Raw genomic sequence first — 22,346 nt, 5'->3', positions numbered from 1 at the left:
CAGACCAAGAAGCCCGGTATAGGCCACGGGGACACGACCTTGGGTATCAATTCATGCCCCGGTTTGCGGACCGGTGGATCAACGCCAGATCAATCAAGACAAAACAAGGATATGCGAAACATTTTCGGATATCCCCCCCGTTTAGAGACACGTTCGCGGCCCACAAGTTAGCCAGATCTGAAATGTTCTGTTTGATCTGGACGGTATCACATTCTGTTAAAATTCACATTCTTTCCTTCGAATTTACACGCGATCCCACATTCCTAAACAGCAGGCGGACGGGTGCGGAATATGCCCCGACAGCCCCCCCCTGCAAATACCGATCACCCCAACTGCGATCAGGTTCCGCACCGTGGATTCGACATTATGACGGTAGCGATCATGGCCGACGTCCCGCCTGCGATATCCGCAAGCGCGAAGGGTGGGCCTATGGACGCGTAAGGGTCGTTCAAACGCCCAGCGCCAAATGACTTTGGCGCAGCCGTGAATCTACATAGAGCAATCTTGCGACCCCACAGGGCTCGCCAGCCGGATGCAAGCGCACATTTGCCGTCGTGCCCAATCAAACTGGTGATCAATCAAGGCGAATTTTAAGTAAAATACCCGCCGTGACGCGGCTCATCAAAAATGATCCTTTACCATTGCATCGTAAATTCTGCGTTGGGCTGCCTGCTGGATCGGGCGGCACTCATTGCAGCAGGATCGACCGATGGCAACGTACAATTTCACAGGCTTCACGCTCACCGACTTCACCGGACTTGCCGGGTCACGCGGGCGCGTTGATCCGACCTACGATTCCGCGACGGCCTACACTTTTGAGATTACGGACGACGACGCGACATGGTCTGGCGACTCTTCGGTCAATGCAACTTCCGACGATTCCACTCAACAGACGACAACCGTGCGTGACGGCGCCGGAAATATTGTCGCCAGCGGTAAAAGCTATCTCGAAGCTGTTCGCACGATCACTGACGAATACGGCCAGACGATCAATCTCTACGAGATCCAGATCAATGGGACGTCCGTTGGCTTTGTTGCCGATGGTCCGTTGCAACCCGGCAACACCTATACCTATGCAACGTCGAACGTCACGCCGTCGAATGAGCCGTCATATAAATCGATCCACAGCCAAACCTACGACCCGGACGCCAACAACCACATCAGGGGCACGGGTGATGACGACATTCTGTGGGGCGGCGCTGGCGACGATACTGTCGACGGCAGCGGCGGCAACGACGAAATCTATGGCGGCGATGGCAACGACACGCTCTATGGCGGCGATGGCGCTGACCGGTCGGCTGACAGGGTCGCGCTTAGATGGGACGATATCCCGGACCCCGACAATGGCGGTCAGATCGACGACAGCGACAGGATCACATCCGGCACTCAGTCGGTCAACGGCGTCGATGTCTCCTACGGCATCTCGAACGGCGTCGGGAGGTTTGAAAACGCCACCCAGCACGCCGACGGAATAGATCACGGCGACGATGTGCTTAACGACAACAGCGCGTTGAGCCTGCGCAACACCGGTCAAGTCAAAGTCGCATTCTCGGAAGCGGTCGAGAATGTGCATTTCAGGGTCAACAATTTCGACGCTGCTAACGAACACCTCGTCATCCGGGCCTATGGCATTGATGGCAATCAGATCCAGTTTGACGCAACATTGGGGTCGAACGTCGGCGGCGTCGATTCAGACGCGACCCCTGGTCCCGATACGTTCGAAGGGCTGGGCGGGGAGTATGATGACCATCACGAGCAAGGCTCTCTTCTGATCCAGATACCCGGTCCCGTCGCCCGGATCGAAATGGACTACACTAGTATCGACGGATGGAGAGTTAGCCTTACCGACTTCTACTTCGACGATCCTGCAAGCGTGACCGAGGCCACAGTCGGCGGCGACGACACAATGGATGGCGGATTGGGTGACGATTACGTCGCGGGCGGCGATGGCAGCGATGTGATCCGCGTTTCGGATGGGGGCGGCAACGATACCGTCGTCGGTGGCGAAGGCGGCAGTGACCATGACACGCTGGACCTCAGCCAACTTTCGGGGCCTGTCACGGTCACGTATTCAGGGGATGAGGCCGGCACGGTCAACCACCGCAGCGACACCACGACATTCTCCCAGATCGAACATATCATCACAACCGACCAAGCCGATTTCGTTGATGGCCGGGCTGATAGAACTGGCGCCGTTATCGATCTTGGCGCCGGCGATGACACGGCCTACGGCACCTTTGGCGACGACAGCATCTCGGGTGGGGACGGCGACGATTTCATCGACAGTTGGGCCGGGACCGATACAATCGACGGCGGCGCTGGCAATGACACTCTTCTGGGTGGCAGCGATGCGGATCTCGTTATGGGCGGTGCCGGGAACGACTCGCTGCAGGGCTGGACGGGCAATGACACGCTGCTTGGTGGCGCGGGTAACGACACGCTCCAGTCATGGACCGGTGACGAGCTACTCGATGGTGGCGACGATGCTGATACCTTTCTCGTTACCCAAGGTTCTGGCAACGACACGATCATCGGCGGCGAGGGCGGCATTGATTACGACACGATCGACCTCAGCCAGCTAACGGGGCCCGTCACGATCACCTATACCGGCGATGAGGCCGGGACGATCTCTGATGGCACCGATACGATCACATTCTCCCAGATCGAGAGGCTGATCCTGACCGACGGCAACGACAGTGTCGACGGCACAGCCGATACTGCGGGGCTGGATATTGAGGCTGGGGATGGAAACGATACCATCTATACCGGTTCAGGCGGCGATCATATCGACGCAGGCGCGGGCGCAGATTACATTTCAAGCGATGGCGGCGACAACACGATCATCGGCGGTGCCGGCGACGATCAAATCTATGGCGGTGGTGGTGACGATTCCATTGATGGAGGAGATGACTGGGACGTCATTTATACCGGCGATGGTAACGACACAGCGACAGGCGGTGCTGGCAACGACTATGTCGACGGCCAGGCAGGGCACGATGTTCTCGACGGCGGGGCCGGAGATGACGAAGTCTATGGTGGCCATGGCAACGACACCGTGTCGGGTGGCGACGGCAATGACCTGATCAAGGGCGGCGAGGGCAATGACATCCTCGATGGGGGCGGTGGTGACGACACCCTCGAAGGTGGACAGGGCAACGATGTCTTTCTTGTCAGTGGTGGCAATGACACAATTACCGATTTCAACATTGGCAATTCCGGCACGCTGACCGACGGGGATGCCACCAACAACGATGCAATTGACCTGAGCGGACATTATGACTCCCTGTCTGAATTATGGGCCGATCAGAACGATGACGGCGTCCTCAATCAGTCGAACAAAACCAACACCAAGGGTCGGGCAACCGATTATTCCGACAACGACCGGTTTGGCGCAGGGTCCCTGACCTTTTCGGGCGCGTCAGGTGACAATTCCAGCTTTACTCAGGAAAACACCGGTGTGGTTTGCTTTACCTCTGGTACGGCCATTCGAACCCCTCGCGGCGATGTCCTGATTGATGAATTGCGGGTCGGCGATTTGGTTACAACCCTCGACAATGGGCCGCAACGCATCCGCTGGATCGGACAGCGAAAACTGGGCCGGGCCACTTTGCAGGCCCACCCCCACTTGCGTCCAATTTTGATACGCCGGGGCGTGTTGGGGGCAGAGCGCGATTTTCTGGTATCGCCTCAACATGGCTTGCTGGTCGGTCGCGGCGGGGATCGCCTGGTACGTGCAAAACACCTGGTCAAGAATATGCCCGGAGTGCGTATCGCGCATGGCAAACGTGCCGTCACCTACATCCACCTGCTGTTCGACGCGCATCAGATCGTTCTGTCTGAAAGCACACCATCAGAGAGTTTCTATCCCGGACCGATGGCCCTGCAGATGATGAATGCAGCGCCACGGAATGAATTGATCGAGTTGTTCCCGGCGCTTTCTGGGGCAATCAATGACAAGCAGAAGGTTGTCGGAATTTATGGACACACCTCGCGGGAATTCGCACCGAAAAAACAGGTGGGCAGCCTGACGAGGCAATATTCATAATGCCGTTGGCCCTCTCGGGTGACGCGCGTACCAGTTTGCCGAATCTCTAGGATCGGCGGATTGGGAAAGAGATGTCAAATGGTCGCTTGTTGGAGTTTCCGTTGGCGACCTGACACAAGCGGCGAAAGTGGGCGCAGCCTCATCACGGGCGGCGCTGGGTCCCGCCATCGCGTTTGACAGCCGGATCACTTTGGGCAAACCGGCCGAGGGCGGTTGGCGCGTCGACGTCCGCCGGCACGGTCGGAACGATTACAGCCTGCGCTCAAGCCGTCTGAACAGCATGGACAACCCAAAACATAGCAGGAAATAGAGCGCCGCCGTCGTGATCCATGCCTCGAATATCAGCCGGGTCGAGGCGACCAACTCGACCGTTTTGTAGGTCAGGTCCTGCACCGAAATCAGCGAGATGATCGAGCTGTCCTTGATCAGGCTGATGAACTGGTTCGCCATGGGCGGTGTCACCCTGCGCATCGCCTGCGGTAGAACGATGAAACGCATTTCCTGAACAGATCCCATGCCGATGGCGCGCGCGGCTTCGCGCTGGCCGGGTGGCACCGACTGGATACCGGCGCGCACGATCTCGCCGACAAATGCGCTCTCGAACAGGGCGAGGACGATAACGCCGGATATCAGCGAGGGAAAGCGGCGCATGTCGCCAAAGAAGAATTCCCAGATGACGGCATTGTCGCCGCGCGCGATGCCACGCGCCCATGCGTTCAGGTCGAGCGCGTCGATCAATTGCTGGGATAGGAAAAAGAAAAAGATAAAGATGATGACGACGGGCGGGATATTGCGCAGCAGCTCCATATAGGTGCGCGCCAACAGGCGCACCGTGAGGTTCTGTGCGCAGCGTGCAATGCCCAGCAACACCCCCAGCCCCAGCGCCAGAACGCTGGCGTAGATACTGATGCGGATGGTCGTGAAGAGCCCCTGAAGCAGCAGGTTGGCGAACCATTCGCCGCGATCCTCGCGCCAGCGCAGGATGTAGTCGGGGATCAGATGCCAGCGCCATTCATAGCTAAGCGTGCCCTCGATCGTGGCTACGACATAGCCGATCCCCGCCGCCAGAACGGCGAGGATCAGCAGGTCGGGCCAGCGCAGGTTTCGCAGGATCGAGGACATGGGCGGAGGCCTTATTCGGCAACTTCGGCTTGCCAATCCTGGCCCTTGAACCAGTAATCATTCCGCTCTTTCAGCCAACCAGATGCCATCCGCGTGGCGATCCAGTTGTTGAAGAAGTTGAGCGCGTCGGGATCGCCCTTGCGAAGCGCAAAGCCTTCTCCGGTGGCGAGGAATGTCTGATCGAACGGCACGTGCAGCTTGTCGGGATAGCGGCGCGCCTCGATTGAGGGGGCTGGTTCGGCGAACATGGTGGCGTGCGCGTTGCCGTTTAGCACCTCTTGGACGGCGGCGGCCTCTTCGTCAAAGAGCAGCAGCTGAGCTTCGGGGAAAAGCTGCGCGATCACGGTGGCGGGCGTTGCGCCGCGCCGTGCCGAAAAGATGACATCGCCGCTGTTATAATCTTCCAGCGCAAAGCCGTCGGTCATCGCCTTGTTCGCCAGAATGGTCTGGCCGGAAAACGCGTAGGGGTCAGAGAAGTTGACGGTCAAGTTCCGCTCGGGCGTGATCGACATGCCCGAGATGATGACGTCGAAATTGCCCGATACCAGCTGCGGGATGATGCCGTCCCATGCGGTCGGGATGAATTCGACATCGACGCCCATATCCTCGGCCAGCGCGCGGCCCACGTCCAATTCGAACCCGATCAACTCGCCGTTTTTGTCGCGCATTGACCAAGGGGTGAACACCGACAGACCGATACGCAGAACGCCGTCCTGCTTGATCGACTCGATCACGGATTCGCCGGACAACGATTGCGTTGCCGATTGCGCAAATGCGGGCTTAATTGCGATAATGCTGGTCGTCGCGGCAAACGCGAGGCCCAGCAGCATGGCCTTTCTACGGGTGGTCGACATATTGGAAGTCTCCTGAAATGTGTATCAGTTAGGGTTAAATCGCCGCTCCAGCATTGAGACGCCGAAGGATAGGACGAGAGTGAGTGCGAGGTATACGGCGGCCACGGTAAACCAGATCTCGAAACTCATGTAGGTGTCGGAAATGATGTTGCGGCCAACGGTAGTCAGCTCGGCGACCGCGATCACGCTGACGATCGCCGAGGATTTTATCAGGTGCACCGCCTCGCCCGTCAGCGGCGGTAGCATGAAGCGGACCGATTGCGGGATGACGATATAGCGAAATACCTGCGCGCGCGACATGCCGATGGCATCCGCCGCCTCCCATTGGCCGCGCGCGACCGAGTTGATGCCGGCGCGGAAAATCTCAGAAATGAGGGCCGAATGAAAGATGGCCAGCGTCAGGATTGCCGCGCTCCATCGGGTTAGGCCAAAGATCGGACCGAGGACGTAGTAAAAGAGGTAGAGCAGCACCAAGAGCGGGATGTTGCGGACCAGTTCCAGATAAACGACGGCGACGCCCTTGCCGACGATCAGCCCCGACAGGCGCAGCATGGCGACCACGCCGCCCAGCAATGTGGCCAGCCCGAACGCCGCCGCGGATAAGCGCACAGATGCCCACAGCCCGATCAGCAGTTCGCCCGGCTGAAAACCGTCCTCGGTCAGCGTATAGAGGTATTTTGGCACCCGGTACCATTGCCAGTTATAGCCCATCTGCTGTGCGCCCGCATAGGACGCCCAGACGAATACAGCCATGATCGCGCCATAGAGAGCGACGGCGATGAGCGGCGCGTTCAGGATGCGGCGCAGCCGTCTCAATGGCCGAGGATCTGGTTGAGAAACAGTTTCGCGCGGTCCGTTTCGGGATTGCTGAAAAACTTGTCCGGTGGAGAAATTTCGACAATGCGACCGGCCTCCATAAAGACCATGCGGTCCGCCACCTTGCGCGCAAACCCCATCTCATGGGTGACGACGACCATGGTCATGCCGCTCTGCGCCAGATCGACCATGACATCCAGCACCTCGCCGATCATTTCGGGGTCCAGCGCCGATGTCGGCTCATCGAACAGCATCACGCGCGGCTCCATGCACAGCGCGCGGGCGATGGCGACGCGCTGCTGCTGCCCGCCCGACAGCTGATCGGGCCGTTTTTCGGCTTGCTCGGGGATGCGAACACGCTCCAGATACTTGCGCGCCAGCGCCTCGGCCTCGCGGCGGGGCATCCCGCGCACCTTGCGCGGACCGATGGTCAGGTTTTCCAGAACCGTCAGATGCGGGAACAGATTGAACTGCTGAAACACCATGCCGACATCCTGCCGCAACTGGCGGATATGGGGCGCATCTGCAGTCAGTTCTCGCCCTTCGACGATCAGGCTGCCGCTATCATGCGCCTCTAGCCCGTTGAAGCAGCGGATCAGCGTCGATTTGCCCGATCCCGAGGGACCGCAAACGACGACACGCTCGCCTAGATGGACGGTCAGGCTGACATCGCTAAGCGCCTGAAAGCCATTGAAGTGTTTGTCGATATGTTGCGCCACGATGACGGGCTGTTGCGTCATGGAATTCACGTCCCTGCCTCGGTCTGAAACAGATAGGTCTTTCTGGCCCAAGGCAACCGTCAAAGCGCAAACACGCGATCACCAGCCCGCAGCGCCTTTGTAAGGCGCTCATTGCCCAACACTGGGTCAGCGAATGGGGGTTTGCACCATGATCTTGACCGACGGTATGGGGCCTGCCGTTGATGGCAGACCCCGTGTTTTTCTCGTGGCGTGCTTTGTGGGCGATCGCTAAGCACAAATCGTATGCTACGCCGCCTTCTCAACAGCCTCGGACAGCATCTGGCAAAGCGCCGGATAATCTGTCTTGCCGGATGCCAACAGGGGGATGCGCTCCAACACCAGAACGTCTGATGGAACGGTAATCTCGGCAATGCCGCGCGCCTGTGCAGCCGACGAGAGAGCCTTGCGATCAGCACCCTGCTGCGTCGTTGCAAGGATGACCTTCTCACCCTTTCGCGCGTCGGGAACCGATATCGCTGCGACATGGGCATCGGGCCATATCTCGGTGGCCAATGCCTCGGCGGCGGCCAGCGATACCATCTCTCCGCCGACCTTGGCGAACCGCTTGGCACGGCCAACGATGCGGATAAATCCGTCCTCGTCGTGCGCTATGATATCGCCGGTGTCGTACCAGCCATCCTCTGGCGCATGAAGCACGCCGTTCTTGCCAGATAGCAGGTAGCCCGCCATGATATTCGGTCCACGGATCCAGAGGCGATGCCCCTCGATACCGGGCGCTTCCTCAAGGCGCATGTCGATGTTTGACAACGCGCGCCCGACAGTGCCGTTGCGGTTTTCCATCGGTGTGTTCAGGGCGATGACCGGCCCAGCCTCGGTCGCGCCAAAGCCCTCCAGGATGCGCACGCCGAATTTCTCGCTCCACAGCGCACGCGTGGACGCTTTGACGGGCTCCGCCCCGGCAATCGCGGCGCGCACCGAACTGAAATCGTAGGCGCTCGCACGGCGACCCCAGCCGTTCAGGAACGTGTCGGTGCCAAAGATCAGTGTCGCGCTATGGCCATAGGCCACTTCAGGCACGATCTTGTAGTGCAGGGGCGAGGGGTAAATCATCACTGGCGCGCCTGCCATCAGCGGTAGCAGAACGCCCGCCGTCAGGCCGAAACTGTGAAACAGGGGCAGGGCGGACAGCACCCGATCGGCCGAGCCGACATCGGTTCGCGCGCGCAGCTGGGCTATGTTGGCCACAAGGTTGCCGTGCGTGAGGACCACGCCCTTGGGCGCGCCTTCGGTGCCGGACGTGAACAGGATCACCGCTGGATCATCGGGCGACAGGCTGGCATCGGTGGGACGCCGCGCGGCCCACATGGCGGCTAGTGTGCGGCCCGGTGTGATCTCGGCCTTGAGCGTATCGGTCCAGAGGATATTAAGGCCCTGACTTTCAAGTTCGCTCACCACGTCCTCGATTTCCGCCTTCTTCACGAATTCCTTGCTGGTGATGATCTTGCGGATACCGGCTGTGTCGATGGCCGACAGCATCGGGCCTGCCCCAAGCGTGGGATTGAGAATCGCGCCAACCCGGCCCGCGCGCCAAAGCCCCATGAGGATCACCGGAGCCGCCGCGACGCCGGGCAGGAGGATGCCGACATGTTCGCCCGGTTCTGTCCGATTTTGGAGCAAGGACGAGAAGGCCGCAGCGCCGATCGCGATCTTGCGCCGCGTGAGGGTTGTGCCCATAGGATCGCTGATGGCAATGCCCCGACCGTCAAGCCGTTTGCGCGCCAAATGAAACGCGTGCGGGATAGACCGGGGCGCGTTTAGCGCGTCGAAACGGCTGTCTTCAAGCAGGTTCTGCAAGGCCCGCGTCGCCATCTGGCGGCGCGCACGGCCCTTGATACCATCGGGAACATCCAGCTTGCGGGGCGCGCCGACGCGGACACGCACCTTGGGAAACAGGCGGCGGGCCATCCCGGCAATGGGGCGGGTCACCCGCGAACTTTCCAGCCCTTCGATATGAATGGGCACGACCGGGGCCTGCGCCGCGTCGATCAACCACGCAGTTCCGGGATAGACCTTCATCAATGCGCCATGCGTGCTGATGCGACCCTCGGGGAACACCAGCGCCGCGCCGCCATTCTGAATCTGCTGGGCCAGACCCTTGGCCGCCATTGGGTTTTGCGGATCGAGGGGCGCGATTTTCAGAATGCTGGCGAGGCGGGACAGAACGGAGCCTTTGGCCCAGTCCGAATTCACAGCAATGGCTGCCTCCCGGTCGATCAGCGAAAACAGCAGCGGGCCGTCGGCAAAGCTGACGTGGTTTGACACGAACACGACGGGGCCTTCGGTGGCCAGATGCTGGCGCCCTTCGATTTTGATCCGAAACCACGGCAACATCACAGTGCGACCAAGGCCGCGCAAGGCGTCGCGCGGAAAGAAGACCGCGCTGGCGATGACTGCACCGACGCCCGTGATGGCGATCGCCAGAAAGATGTGCTGCAACTGAAAGCCGGACTTGACCCCGAGGGAAATCAGAACGGACGTCGCGACGATCCCGATCGAGCTGAGCATATTGAACCCGGCCATCACTTGCGCACGCTCGTCGTTGCCTGCGCGAGACTGGATCACGGCCTTGAGCGGGATGGCGAACATGCCGCCACCGAAAGCGATCAGGAACAGGCTGGCGACGACGAATATCCCCTGAGCGGTTCCGAACAAACCGGCCAACCCGCTGCCGGGCTCCAGCGCGTCGAAACCGGCATAAAGGCCAAAGGCGGCTGCGGCGATCAGGATGCCCGACGGCAGGGCCAGTTGCGCACTGATCCTGCCGCGCAGCTTGACGCTGGCCATGACCGCACCGGCGCCGATACCTGCGGCAAAGAGCGCCATGACCGCCGTCAGCATGGTTTCGTCCCCACCAAGACGCATCCGCAGATAGGCCGGCAGCGTCGATAGATAGACCGAGCCGACGGCCCAGAACCACGTGTCCAGCAGTGCGGCCTTTGCCGCAGTGCCGTCCGAAAAGAGCGCGTTGAGAACCCGCCAGTTCCCGGCCAATGGGTTGAACGGGATAGCCAGATCCGGCGCCGCACGCCCGCCCTTGGGCAGCGTATAAGAGGCAGCCACGCCAATGAGCGCGATCCCAACAGCCACGCCGCCGGCCCAAACCAGCGTCTGGGGCCCGGACAAAAGGCCGCCCACGACTGTTCCGGCCAGAATTGCGAGGAACGTACCTGTATCCAACCAGCTATTGGCCGCGACCAGTTGATCGGTGCGCAAACGTTCGGGCAGCCAGCCGAGCTTGAGGGGGCCAAAGAACGCCGATTGCGATCCCATAAGAAACACGATGCCCAGCATCACGGGGATACTGCCCGAAATCATCGCGCCGGTCGCAAGGCAGGCGAGGGCCAGTTCGCTCCACTTTACGGCGCGGATCATCGCCGCTTTTTCGAACTTGTCGGCCATGATGCCGGCCCAGCCCGAGAACAGCACGAAAGGCAGCATCAGCAGCGCGCCAGCCAGCAGGCCGACCGTTGCCGCCTGATCGGCAGGAACGCTGAGGGCCGCGAACACGATCACGGCGGCCTTGAGCAGGTTGTCGTTAAGCGCCCCCAAAACAGCCGTAAGGACGATAGAGACATAGCTCAGCGTATTTTTGTTCTTGAGAAACATTGGAATAACCTTTTCTGAAATTTGATTCAGTTGAGGCCCAGAAGGCGGGTCAGGCCTTCGAGGATCGCTGGATGATGAGAGATGGCGGGCGAGGGCAGGCGCCCGTAAAGCATGAATGTCATCGGTTGAAGCGCAGCACCCATGACAAGGGCGGTTGCCATATCGACATCGGGCAGGTCGACCTCTCCGGCGGATGCCGCGATGGATAGCGCGTCATGGATGATCAAGACCGGGGTGATGTCCTCGGACGAGATAGCCTTGGCCAGCGTTTCGTGCTGACTGATCAGCAGGAACCGCATCAGAACGGCATCCTCGTCGAACCCTTCGAGCATGACGCGCAGATATGCCGACAGCTTCGCCTTGAGAGGGCCTGTGCCCTGCGCAGCCTCTAGCATCCGGGAGCCAAACCTGAGGTAAGCCTCGCGGAAAACGCGAATTGCCAGCTCTTCCTTTGAGGTCATATGCCGGTAAAGAGCACTCTCGCCAATGCCGCAGGCTTGCGAGATGTCGCGCACGGATACCTCTGCGTATCCGCGATCTGCAAACAGGCGCAAAGCCGTTTTTTCAATCAAAGCGCGGCGGGTCTGGGATGCCTTTGTCATATCTATCCTTCAGTTTGCGTGTGAACGATCACTCACATATTCAGGCTTCAAATTGGTAAGTCAAGAAAAATCTTAGTATGGTTTTCGTGGATTCGAACGGCGCTATATTTCGAATGTCGCGCCTAAAAGGGGCCCTTGCCCATCAACGCTTCCGACAATATCCATCGCACATGGCTGGGCATGATCGCCGGTGCAGTTGCCCGGCCAGATTCCCGAACCTTCTGCGAAGAAGAAGGAAAATATCTGGTGAAGGTGGTTTCGCAACCTACGCGATCACGGTACCGTGATCCGAGGCGATGCGTCACATTGGCGGGTGTTGGCCGTATTCGTGAAGGTTTACGGACTGCATGCAAATCGAAAGAGGCGACGCCGGGTCATGAGTGAGCGGGAAAATCAGATGACCGGCGATAGACGCGACAGGCATGAGGGCCGACAAGCGCCTGAGGCTGCGGTATCGGACGGGTGCCTGATGCTGTCCGGCAGCCTGTTGATCGAAAACGTCGCAACGCTGACGCGCAGCGCCGAGGGCGCGGGCGCCATCGACATTGCGCAAGTCAGCCATATGGACACGGCGGGCGCATGGTATGTCGTCGACATGCAGCGACGTCTGGCAAATGGCGGCACAGACGTCGCTATCAGTGGCGCGACTGACGCGCAGCATCAACTGTTGGAGGCCGTACGCCGCAATATGCCGCCCGAGGACGGCGCGCGTGTCAAGCGCCGCACAATTGCGGACCGGCTGGAGGCGCTGGGCCGCCAGACGATGGCCAGTTCCCGGATTGCGGTGGAACTAATCAGCTTTCTAGGACAGGTCATCGCGTCGCTCAGCAATACGCTGATCCATCCGCGCCGCCTGCGCCTGACGTCCCTTGTGCATCACATGCAGGAGGTGGGCTGGAACGCAATCCCCATCGTTGCGCTGATGTCATTCCTGATCGGCGTGGTGCTGGCCTTTCAGGGCTCGGTTCAGCTGCGCCAGTTCGGGGCCGAAGTCTTTGTCGTGGACCTTATCGCCATCGCGGTCCTGCGAGAGTTGGGCATCCTGCTAACCTCGATTGTCGTCGCGGGCCGTTCGGGATCGGCCTACACCGCCGCCATCGGATCAATGAAGATGCGCGAAGAGGTGGACGCCATGCGCACTCTTGGTCTTGATCCGATCGACATTTTGGTTGTCCCGCGTGTTCTGGCATTGATGCTGATGTTGCCGGTGCTTGGTTTGATCTCGGACATAGCGGGGCTGGTGGGTGGCGCTATGATGTCGTGGATCGAGCTTGGGGTTTCGCCAGCCGTGTTCCAGTCGCGGCTGATCAGCAACACGGACGTCTGGCATTTTCTGGTCGGCATGATCAAGGCGCCCTTTTTCGCACTGATCATCGGGATTATCGGCTGCTATGAGGGGTTAAAGGTGGGTGGTAATGCGGAATCTCTGGGGCGGCTGACGTCGACCTCGGTGGTGCTGTCGATCTTTATGGTGATTGTGGCGGATGCGCTGTTTTCGGTCGTGTTTGCATTGGTGGGAATATGATGGGCGACAGGGATCAGAGCGCGGATGCGCCGATCATAAAGGTGCGCGGGCTGGGCAAGTCTTTTGGCACGCATGTGGTGCATGAGGGCCTTGATCTGGACGTGCGCCGGGGCGAGATCATCGGCATCGTGGGCGGATCGGGCACCGGCAAATCGGTGCTGCTGCAACAGATCGTCGGTCTGCTGACGCCCGATGCCGGCACCATCGAGGTGTTTGGCGAAAGCGTTCAGGGCACCCCGCCCGAAGAGTACCGCCAGTTGCGCCGCCGTTGGGGTGTAATGTTTCAGGACGGCGCGCTGTTTTCGTCGCTGACCGTGCGCCAGAACGTCGAGGCGCCGATGCGCGAGCAGCTGGACCTTCCTGATGACCTGCGCGAGACGCTGGCCGGGATCAAGGTGCGCATGGTTGGCCTTGAGGAGGTCGCGCAGACCAAATTCCCGTCCGAGCTGTCGGGCGGTATGCGCAAGCGGGCCGGGTTCGCGCGCGCCATCGCGCTGGACCCCGAGATCGTATTTCTGGACGAACCGACGGCGGGGCTGGACCCGATCGGGGCAGCGGCCTTTGACACGCTGATCCGCCAGTTGCAAGCCGCATTGGGGCTGACGGTGTTTCTGGTCACGCATGATCTGGATTCGCTGCACGCGATTTGCGATCGGATTGCGGTTCTGGCTGAGAAAAAGGTGCTGGCTGTCGGGACGATGGCCGAAATGCTGAAGGTGGATCACCCTTGGGTCCATGAATATTTCCACGGCCCCCGTGCGCGCGCTGCGCTGGGAACGGCCGGGACTGAAGAGGTGCTGTGATGGAAACCCGCGCGAACTTTATCCTGATCGGGGCCTTTACCCTGCTGGGGATCATTGGCAGCCTTGGCTTTGCGGTGTGGCTGTCCAGCGTTCAGCTGGACCGTCAATACGCCTATTACGGCATCCTGTTCGAGGATGTGTCGGGCCTCGCGTCCTCGGGGGATGTGGTTTTTAATGGCATCGACGTAGGCCGTGTGATCGAATTGCATATCCACGAGCCGGACCCCTCCAAGGTCTATGTCGGCATCGAGGTGGACGCGACGACGCCTGTGAATGAGAACACAGTGGCGCAGCTCAGCTCATCCGGCGTGACGGGCGTGGCTTACATCTCACTCAGCAGCCGGGGCGGCGATGCGCTGCCGCTGACATCGCCGGATGACACGCCGCCCATCATCCCCTCGCGCCGCTCGACCGTGCAGCAATTGGTCGAGGACGCGCCTGATCTGATCGCCGAGGCGACCAAGCTGCTGCAACGGTTTCAAAAGATCGCAGGGCCGGAAAACCAGGCCTATGTCGAGAATATCCTGAGCAATCTCAGCGATGCGTCAGGCGGACTCGATCAGGCGCTGACGGATTTTTCCAGCATCACGAAAACCGTGTCCGAGGCGACGACGCAGATCTCGGGCTTTAGCGAGCGGCTGGAAACCCTGGGCGCGGCGGCGGAAACGACGCTGGGCAATGCCGACGACACGTTGAGCTCGGCCACGGACGCATTTGACACGGCAAAGGAGGCGATCAGCAATTCCAGCACCGCCATCGACAGCGCTGGCGCGGCCTTTGCCGAGGCGGAAACCCTGATGCGCGAGCAGGTGCCGGGCATCGTCGCGCAAATCTCGGACACGGCCGATGCTCTGAATGCGGCGGTTAGGGACATCTCGCAGGGCGCGACCGGCACGCTGGACGGGTTTGACGAAACCGCGCGCCTGCTGAACGCGCGTCTGACCGAACTGGAACAGACATTGGCAAGCGCGGGCAGCACGTTCGACGCCCTGACCGAGGCTTCGACCAACGTAAGCACGCTGGTCGCGGGGGACGGCACGCAGATGGTGGTCGATGCGCGCGAGGTGCTGGCAGGCGCCAAAACCACCATCGCCAAGATCGAGATGGTCATCGACGATGACGTGCCCGCTGTGGTCAGCGACATCCGCGGGGCCGTTTCGACCGCCTCGGCTGCGGTGGGCCGGGCGGCCGATGATATGACGGGATTCAGTGATCAGCTGACGCCCTTGGCCGAGGATACCAGAACGGCAATGACCGCCGCGACCGAGCTGTTTCAGCGCGCCTCGACCACGCTGGACGGCATTGATGGATCACTGGTTGCGGCGAACAGCGCGCTTGGCTCGGCCGAGCGGGCGTTTGACGGCGCCGAGGCTGCGATATCGACCGATCTGGGGCCGCTGCTGGCCGACATCCGCGCGGCGACCGACCGGATCGGCGGCGCGGCGCAGCAGGTGTCGGACGATCTGCCTCAGGTCACGACAGATCTGCGCGCGCTGATCGCCCGCGCCGACAAGGTCGTCGCGCAGGTGCAGACCACCGTCAGCGACGCCGCACCCGGCATCCGCAATTTTACCGGAAATGGCCTGAACGAACTGGGCCGCCTCAGCGCCGAGGCGCGCACCCTCGTGCAATCGCTGGAGCGGCTGGTGCGCCGCATCGGCCAAGACCCTAAGCGCTTCCTTTTGGACGACCGTGTGCCTGAATATCGGAGATGACACCATGCAAAACCTGAACCTCACCCGCCGCTTTGCTATGCTGGGCGCGGCTGCCAGCCTTGGAGGGTGTAGCGCGCTCTCGTCGATCAACGCGGCAGCCACGCCGCTGGACACCTACGATCTGACGCCGGCGGCTGGATCGACCTCGGGGCGCCGCTCGGGGCGCACGCTGCTGGTGGCGCGCCCCGATGCGCCCGCCAGCATCGCCACCGACCGCATCATGGTCAAGCCGGGCGCGGCGGCAATCACCTATCTGCCCGACGCCCGCTGGGCGGACGAGCTGCCCGCCGTGGTGCAATCGCTGCTGATCCGCTCGATCGCAGGAACAGGGCGGATGGGCTATGTCGGCCCCAGCGAAGGCGGTCCGGTGCCCGATCTGGCTCTGTTGACGCGCGTCGACGCCTTTCAGATTGACGTGGCAGGCGAGGCGGTATCGGCCAGGATCGACATCAGCCTGACACTGCTGCGCGACGCCGATCAGCGCGTGCTCAAAACGCGGGTGTTCCGCAATCAGGTTGCCGCAGCCAGCGACGAGCCAGGCGCAATCGTCGCAGCCTTCCAGGCCCTGCTCGACACCCTGTTGCCCGAAATGGCCAATTGGGTCGCGGCGTCCTGAGAACAGACGCCGCAATCAAAACAAGCGGTGAAGGTGGGGGGCAAGTGCGCGAGTGCCACGCATCGCTCGGCCCAAAAGGGTGATCCGCTGAACGCGGCCATGATCCAGATGGATTGGCGATCCACGCCAGCCAATTCTGCTTTGAGGAAAATCCCAATGAAATCAGCTGATCGAGATCCCTCTACAAACTGGCCGTCGTTGAACGAACCAGACGACGTCATCGCCGCCTTCATGGATTCTGCCCATGTCGTCGATGTGGCGGGCTGGTTAGAGCAATGCCCGAAACCCGAGGCCGCGCGCCACCTAGCCGCATTGCAACTGGCGCGGCGTGCGAAAGTTTTTGAAAACATGGCCTTGGCTGCTCAGTCGGGCCTCGCGCAGATCGTGTCTCCGGCGGATCTGGCGGCAATCGTCACGAAAATGGATGCCGACGACCGCGCGGATCTGTTCAACCATCTGTCGCCCAAGCAGCAACAAAGTCTGATGCGCGGGCTTGCGGTGGAAGAGCGGGACGACATCAACCGTCTTGCCTCTTACGGCGAAGGCACCGCCGGGGCGATTATGACATCGGATTTCGCCACCCTTGGCGCGCAGATGACGGCCCAAGAGGCCATCGCAGCACTCCGCGAGGCGGCCCCCGAGACCGAGACGATTTATCGCTCCTACGTGCTGGATGAGAATGATCGTCTGATCGGATCGGTGCGTTTGCATGAACTGATCCTGGCTGACGAGGATATGCGGATAGGCGAATTCATGGATCGCGCGCCTAAATCGATCACGCTGGATACCGACCAAGAGGATGCCGCGCGGATGATCGAGCGTTACGATCTGCTGGCGCTGCCCGTGGTAGACGCGGATGGCAGACTGATGGGCATTGTCACCCATGACGACGCGGCTGATGCCATGCAGGCGGAAACGACCGAGGATTTCCAGAGGATCTCGACCGTGCTGCCATTTACGCAAAACATGCGCGAGGCCGGGATAGCGGTGCTCTATTCCAAACGCATTGTCTGGCTGGCGCTCTTGGTTTTTGGCAATCTCTTTTCCGGTGCTGGCATAGCCTATTTCGAAGAAACCATTCTGGCCTATGTCTCGCTTGTCTTTTTCCTGCCCTTACTGATCGACAGCAGCGGCAATGCCGGATCGCAATCCGCCACGTTAATGGTGCGGGCGCTGGCGACGGGCGATGTGGTGCTCAAGGACTGGCGCGATCTGATCCTGCGCGAATGTGCCGTCGCCGCTGCATTGGGGGCGACGATGGCATTCCTGGTCTTGCCTTTGGGGGCGATGCGCGCGGGGCCAGATGTTGCGCTGGTCGTTGGGCTGACGATGTTTCTGGTGGTGATCGTGGGCAGCCTTGTGGGCATGTCCCTGCCTTTCCTGCTCAGCCGTCTGCGGCTTGATCCTGCAACGGCCAGTGGGCCGCTGGTGACGACGATCGCGGATGGGGTCGGGGTCTTGGTCTACTTTTCGATTGCAACGCTGGTCCTCAGCCTCTGAGCGACCCTGCATTTCGAATCGTGTCGCGCGCCTTGCGATCAGCGCTTTTGCGGGATCTCGATGGTTCAGACCCCGCAGTGAGCCGCGCCAAAACGCTCTTACTTTGTCAGGCCCGTGGCGTGTTATCAAAGGCTGACATCATGGCCCATGCCATGCTGTATGCAGGCATCATCGCCAATGCGGGACCGGCGCGCATCTGATCTGGCATTCTGTAACCGGTCCGGGCGATCGCTGCTTGGCTCGCTGGAATAGCGTCATGTGCCCGCCCCCCGTCGTCGTCCCCTTGCGCCAGACAAGTCTTGCTGGCGTCTTTGAGCGTGGTGCCGTCAGTGTCTGGCGGGAAAAGATCGGGAAGCAGGTCTTGGAAGTCGGCGTCGCAAATCATCATCTGTCTGACTCCTTCTGATCAGGGGATATCCCCATTTCGCTTTTAGGTCTGTCCGCACCCAGCAAAGCATTGGCGCGGACAGGTATGTAAGGGTGGCCCTCACGCAGCCTTTTGAAACATCTCGCCGTAAGGTTCGTCGCGGGATTGGTCGGTGGGCGCAGGCAGTGCCAAGGGCCTCATGCGCAGCTCTCGCTCATCGAAATTGTCCACCATGCGCACGATGTCTGTGCGGTGAATGCCGATGTCCCACAGCAGCCGGTCATCCATTGCTTCGAATGTTGCGATCATCTTGCGCCGCCGCCATCTCAGCGTCGCTGCGCGCAGCCATTCCCGGATCGACCTACCGTGTTTCGACGTGACGTCGAGCGCCTGGGCGGTGGGGACCAATACGTGATTTTGATATGCGGGGTTTTGGTGCATGTCATCCTCCAATTTCAAACTTACCAAAGCCATGACGGGGGGCGTTGAAACTGCCCGCAAACCGACTGCGTATGCGGGCATACGTCTTCGTCAGCAGCGATGCCTCCGTCTATTTTCTTGTGATCATTGAGAGATCAGGAAACCCCCGAGGCATAAGCAGACGTATGTCCGCTCCGCCCGGGGTTACTGGCGGTTCAGTAGGTTTCCCGCAAAAAGCAGGAACCTCCTATGGAAGCTGAACTTGGTCATACCTATGATATGGGCCTGCTGGCGCGCCCTTTCAATACAGTGGTGGCGGCCTTGCACCCACTCGGCGCAAAAGCGCCTGCAGATGTCCGCGCGACGATTGATGCCGCCGCCTGGGTGCCTGAATTAATGAAGATGACGGCGCTTGCGACGCCGGTATCTTCGCTTCCCGTCGTGCTGAAAATCAGCGACCGGAACACAGTAGATCTCGGCTGTATCGGGTTGTCTCTGGGGTGGTTCAATCTTTGGGGACGGGCACTCGTCGGCCTACACAAATAGATGCCCATATCAAAGGGTATGACAAATAGATATTGACAAATCTCCCTTTTGCTCAAGAATGCGAGCACAAAAAAGGGAGGGAAAAAATGTTTTCATTAATCACTCAAGGCTTATCTCGTAGGGGCTTGCTCGGCATATTGGGCGGGGTCGCTATCGCATTTTCGGCAGGAAGCGCCTCGGCGCAAAACAAGGTTATCAAGATCGGAGCGCCGCTGGCCTTGACCGGTGGGCTGGCCGAAGAAGGTCACAAGCAGGAGGCTGCCTACAATCTCTGGCTGGAAAAGATCAACGAGGCCGGTGGCATTGATGTCGGCGGTGAGAAGTATGATATCGAGCTTGTCACCTATGACTATCAGACCGACGGAAACCGGGCCCAGCAACTGGCCGAGACGCTGATTACCCGCGATAAAGTGGACTTCATGACCGCGCCGTTCGGGTCGGGCCACACCAAGATCGTGGCAGGCGTCGCCGAACGTTACGGCGTGCCCATCGTAGCAGTGGCATCGTCCGAGCCGGTCCATGATCAGGGTTACACCAATCTGTTCGGCACGTTGTCGCCTAGCTTGGGATTGGTCAGCGCGATGCTTACCTACTTCAAAGAGGTCAAGCCTGACGTTAAAACGATTGCGATCGTCGGACGCGATGACGTCTTTCCCAAGATCATGGCCGAAGTGATGGAGCGCGAGGCGAATGCCGCCGGACTCGAAGTCGTCTATACCAGCCTCTATCCGGTCGGATCACTCGACCACTCGTCCGCTATCACTGGCATCAAGTCGTCCGAGCCCGATTGGGTCTATGTGACAGGCTACACGCAGGATCTGGTGTTGTTCCGACAGCAAATGGCCGATCTGGGCGTCAAGGCGCCAATCGTGACGATGATCACCGGCCCCGCCTATCAGGAGTTCATCGACAACCTCGGCAGCCTCGCCGATGGCGTGACCAGCGCGACATGGTGGCACGCATCCGCGCCTTTCGAGGGCGACGATGTGTTCGGCACGCCCGAAGCGTTCAACGCCGCCTATAAGGAAAAGACCGGCGAAGATGCGGATTACGTCTCGGCGTCCTCGGCGGCTGCGCTGATTGCGCTGACCAAGGCGCTGGAGATCGCCGGAACCACCGATCGGGACGCTGTGCGCGAAGCCTTGGCGACGATGGACATCAAGACGTTCTTCGGTCCGATCAACTTCCGTGAGGACGGTATGAATGCGGCGCGCGATCTGCCGGTCATTCAGGTTCAGGAGGGTGAAATCAAGGTCGTCTATCCCGCCGATATCCGCACATCCGACATGGTCCTCATGGACGACTAAGTGAACTACGCCCGCCGGACCTGCATCGCGTATGCGTCCGGCGGGACTTACCCAACCGAAAACCACTCATGTGAGCCGCATCCTTGGGTGCGAGTGACGGGAATAAAAAATGGTCTGCGCAAAGTTTTCACGGCATCCTGCGGAAACGGCCGAAGCCTATCTGACGCAAGGGGTCTGGCAGCAAGATACGCTTTGCGATCTGCTGGACGCTTGGGCGGAAAAAACGCCCGACCGGGTTTTCGTGCGCGAGGTCAGCGGACGGCATTTCACCTTTGGCGAGCTTTCGACAGTATCGCGCAAATTCGCGAACGCCCTGCTGGATCTGGGCCTAAAGAAAGGCGATGTCGTCGCCATCCAGTTGCCCAGCAGCATCGAGTTCGTCATCGCCTATTTCGGTGTCCTGCGGATGGGCGGCATTCTGGCGACCATGCACATGCCTTACGAGGAAAACGAGCTACGCTCGCTGCTGGAATTCTCGGGGGCCAAGGCCGCGATTTGTGCGCCTGCGGATGACAGGCGTGACAGGCCTGCCGTTATGGACAAGCTTCGAAATGAACTGCCCGACCTTAAACATGTTATCGTTGCGCGGGGCGACGTGGACGGCGATCAGTTTCATCGGATGGCGGACATGATCGCCAAGGCGTCGCTGGACGACATCGCCGATCCGCCAAGCGCCAGTGACGGGGCGCTCTTATGCTTCACCTCGGGCACGTCCAGCGCCCCCAAGGCCGTCATTCACGCGTGCGAGACTTTGCTGGCCGATGCCCGCGCCTACATAACGACGATCGACGGGCGCCAGGACGACCATTCGATGATCGCGCCGCCCTTTACCCATATTTTCGGTCTCGAATGTGTGAACAATGCTCTCACGGTCGGCAGCAGCATCGTGCCGATGGATCAGTTCACGCCGCAGGCCTTTGCGGACATGCTGGAACGGCAAAAGCCCACCATCGTCTATGGCGCCCCGGCCCATCTGGCCGCGACATTGCGCGACAATCAGCTGGAGGGGCGCGATCTGTCGTCGATCCGGCACGTGATCCTTGGCGGTGCACTCTGCGCCCCCTCGGTCGCGCGCGAGTTCGAGGATCATCTGCCCAATGGCAAGATCGGCATTCTCTTTGGTATGACCGAGTCGCTGCTGGTCACGCAGACCGACTACGATTCCAGCCCGCAGGAACGGCACGGCACCGTCGGTAAACCGGTGACGGGAATCGATGTACGCATCGTGGATGCGGATGGCGCCCCGCTCGGGCCGGGTGTCGAGGGTGCGCTGCAACTGCATGGCTTTACCATCATGGCCGGATACCTCGGAAATGATGCGGCCAACGAAAAGGCCTTTACCAATGATGGCTGGTTCGATTGCGGTGATACGGCGATGTGGGACGATCATGGGAATGTCGTGATCACTGGCCGTTCCATCGACGTCATCAATCGCGGCGGGGTCAAGATCAACCCCTCCGACATAGAGGCGGCGATTTCCGAACATCCTGACATCATTCAGGTCGCGTTGGTCCCGATGCCGGACTACGTTCTGGGCGAGAAAATCTGCGCCGCCCTGACCATGCGGCCCGGCACCTCAATCAGCGTCGAGGATCTGAGCGCTTTTCTTGCCGACCGCAAGATTGCCAAGATGCGCCGCCCCGAGCATGTCGTCATTGTAGACGAAATGCCGATGACTCCTACGAAAAAGATCATCAAGAGCCTGCTGTGCAAGCAGCTGTTTCCCACTGAATGACGCTTG

At 60.3% G+C, this 22,346-nt stretch carries 17 protein-coding genes; 9 read left to right on the top strand and 8 right to left on the bottom strand.

Going from position 1 to position 22,346, the window contains the following annotated elements; genetic code table 11:
• Positions 1-709: 709 nt before the first annotated feature.
• Positions 710-4,045, top strand: coding sequence for a Hint domain-containing protein (locus tag U3654_RS14475; RefSeq protein ID WP_324752256.1), 3,336 nt, complete (start codon positions 710-712; stop codon positions 4,043-4,045).
• Between the two features lie 249 nt (positions 4,046-4,294).
• On the opposite strand, the gene U3654_RS14470 is transcribed toward U3654_RS14475, so the two are convergent.
• From U3654_RS14470 to U3654_RS14445, 6 genes are all read right to left on the bottom strand, one after another.
• Entirely contained in the window at positions 4,295-5,167 is an 873-nt protein-coding gene (locus U3654_RS14470; protein ID WP_324752255.1) for an amino acid ABC transporter permease, read from the bottom strand.
• Positions 5,168-5,178: 11 nt separating this feature from the next.
• Positions 5,179-6,021: a transporter substrate-binding domain-containing protein gene (locus tag U3654_RS14465; protein ID WP_324752254.1), complete on the bottom strand. Its 843-nt coding sequence runs from the start codon at positions 6,019-6,021 to the stop codon at positions 5,179-5,181.
• A 24-nt stretch (positions 6,022-6,045) separates the two neighbouring features.
• Positions 6,046-6,837, bottom strand: coding sequence for an amino acid ABC transporter permease (locus U3654_RS14460; protein ID WP_324752253.1), 792 nt, complete (start codon positions 6,835-6,837; stop codon positions 6,046-6,048).
• Positions 6,834-7,577 (bottom strand): amino acid ABC transporter ATP-binding protein, encoded by a 744-nt coding sequence (locus tag U3654_RS14455; RefSeq protein ID WP_324752252.1) that lies wholly within the window; start codon positions 7,575-7,577, stop codon positions 6,834-6,836. The genes U3654_RS14460 and U3654_RS14455 overlap by 4 nt, the downstream gene beginning before the upstream one ends.
• Before the next feature lie 246 nt (positions 7,578-7,823).
• Positions 7,824-11,204: an AMP-binding protein gene (locus U3654_RS14450; protein ID WP_324752251.1), complete on the bottom strand. Its 3,381-nt coding sequence runs from the start codon at positions 11,202-11,204 to the stop codon at positions 7,824-7,826.
• Positions 11,205-11,230: 26 nt separating this feature from the next.
• Entirely contained in the window at positions 11,231-11,806 is a 576-nt protein-coding gene (locus U3654_RS14445; protein WP_324752250.1) for a helix-turn-helix domain-containing protein, read from the bottom strand.
• 469 nt (positions 11,807-12,275) lie between these two features.
• Here U3654_RS14445 and U3654_RS14440 point away from each other — a divergent pair, with 469 nt between their 5' ends.
• From U3654_RS14440 to mgtE, 5 genes are all read left to right on the top strand, one after another.
• On the top strand, positions 12,276-13,331 hold the full coding sequence (locus tag U3654_RS14440) for an MlaE family lipid ABC transporter permease subunit (protein ID WP_416384594.1): 1,056 nt from the start codon (positions 12,276-12,278) through the stop codon (positions 13,329-13,331).
• A complete protein-coding gene (locus U3654_RS14435) occupies positions 13,328-14,134 on the top strand; it encodes an ABC transporter ATP-binding protein (RefSeq protein ID WP_324752248.1) in 807 nt (268 codons plus the stop codon). The genes U3654_RS14440 and U3654_RS14435 overlap by 4 nt, the downstream gene beginning before the upstream one ends.
• Positions 14,134-15,849 carry an MCE family protein gene (locus U3654_RS14430; RefSeq protein ID WP_324752247.1) on the top strand — a complete coding sequence of 572 codons (1,716 nt, stop codon included), beginning with the start codon at positions 14,134-14,136 and terminating at the stop codon, positions 15,847-15,849. The genes U3654_RS14435 and U3654_RS14430 overlap by 1 nt, the downstream gene beginning before the upstream one ends.
• A gap of 4 nt (positions 15,850-15,853) precedes the next feature.
• Positions 15,854-16,465 (top strand): ABC-type transport auxiliary lipoprotein family protein, encoded by a 612-nt coding sequence (locus tag U3654_RS14425; protein ID WP_324752246.1) that lies wholly within the window; start codon positions 15,854-15,856, stop codon positions 16,463-16,465.
• Positions 16,466-16,621: 156 nt separating this feature from the next.
• Positions 16,622-17,965: a magnesium transporter gene (gene mgtE / locus U3654_RS14420; protein ID WP_324752245.1), complete on the top strand. Its 1,344-nt coding sequence runs from the start codon at positions 16,622-16,624 to the stop codon at positions 17,963-17,965.
• 106 nt (positions 17,966-18,071) lie between these two features.
• Here the strand turns inward: mgtE and U3654_RS14415 are convergent, their stop codons facing one another.
• Positions 18,072-18,353: a hypothetical protein gene (locus U3654_RS14415; protein WP_324752244.1), complete on the bottom strand. Its 282-nt coding sequence runs from the start codon at positions 18,351-18,353 to the stop codon at positions 18,072-18,074.
• A gap of 99 nt (positions 18,354-18,452) precedes the next feature.
• Positions 18,453-18,773: a DUF1127 domain-containing protein gene (locus U3654_RS14410; protein WP_324752243.1), complete on the bottom strand. Its 321-nt coding sequence runs from the start codon at positions 18,771-18,773 to the stop codon at positions 18,453-18,455.
• Between the two features lie 228 nt (positions 18,774-19,001).
• Here U3654_RS14410 and U3654_RS14405 point away from each other — a divergent pair, with 228 nt between their 5' ends.
• From U3654_RS14405 to U3654_RS14395, 3 genes are all read left to right on the top strand, one after another.
• The gene (locus tag U3654_RS14405; RefSeq protein ID WP_324752242.1) at positions 19,002-19,298 is read left to right on the top strand and encodes a hypothetical protein; all 297 of its coding nucleotides are present in this window, start codon (positions 19,002-19,004) and stop codon (positions 19,296-19,298) included.
• Positions 19,299-19,423: 125 nt separating this feature from the next.
• The gene (locus U3654_RS14400; protein WP_324752241.1) at positions 19,424-20,605 is read left to right on the top strand and encodes an amino acid ABC transporter substrate-binding protein; all 1,182 of its coding nucleotides are present in this window, start codon (positions 19,424-19,426) and stop codon (positions 20,603-20,605) included.
• Between the two features lie 109 nt (positions 20,606-20,714).
• Complete coding sequence (locus tag U3654_RS14395; protein WP_324752240.1) at positions 20,715-22,340, top strand: class I adenylate-forming enzyme family protein; 1,626 nt, start codon at positions 20,715-20,717, stop codon at positions 22,338-22,340.
• The last annotated feature ends 6 nt before the right edge of the window (positions 22,341-22,346 follow it).

Source organism: Roseovarius sp. Pro17, assembly GCF_035599575.1.
In the GTDB taxonomy this organism is placed as follows: domain Bacteria; phylum Pseudomonadota; class Alphaproteobacteria; order Rhodobacterales; family Rhodobacteraceae; genus Roseovarius.
This window is presented reverse-complemented; position numbering and strand designations above follow the sequence as displayed.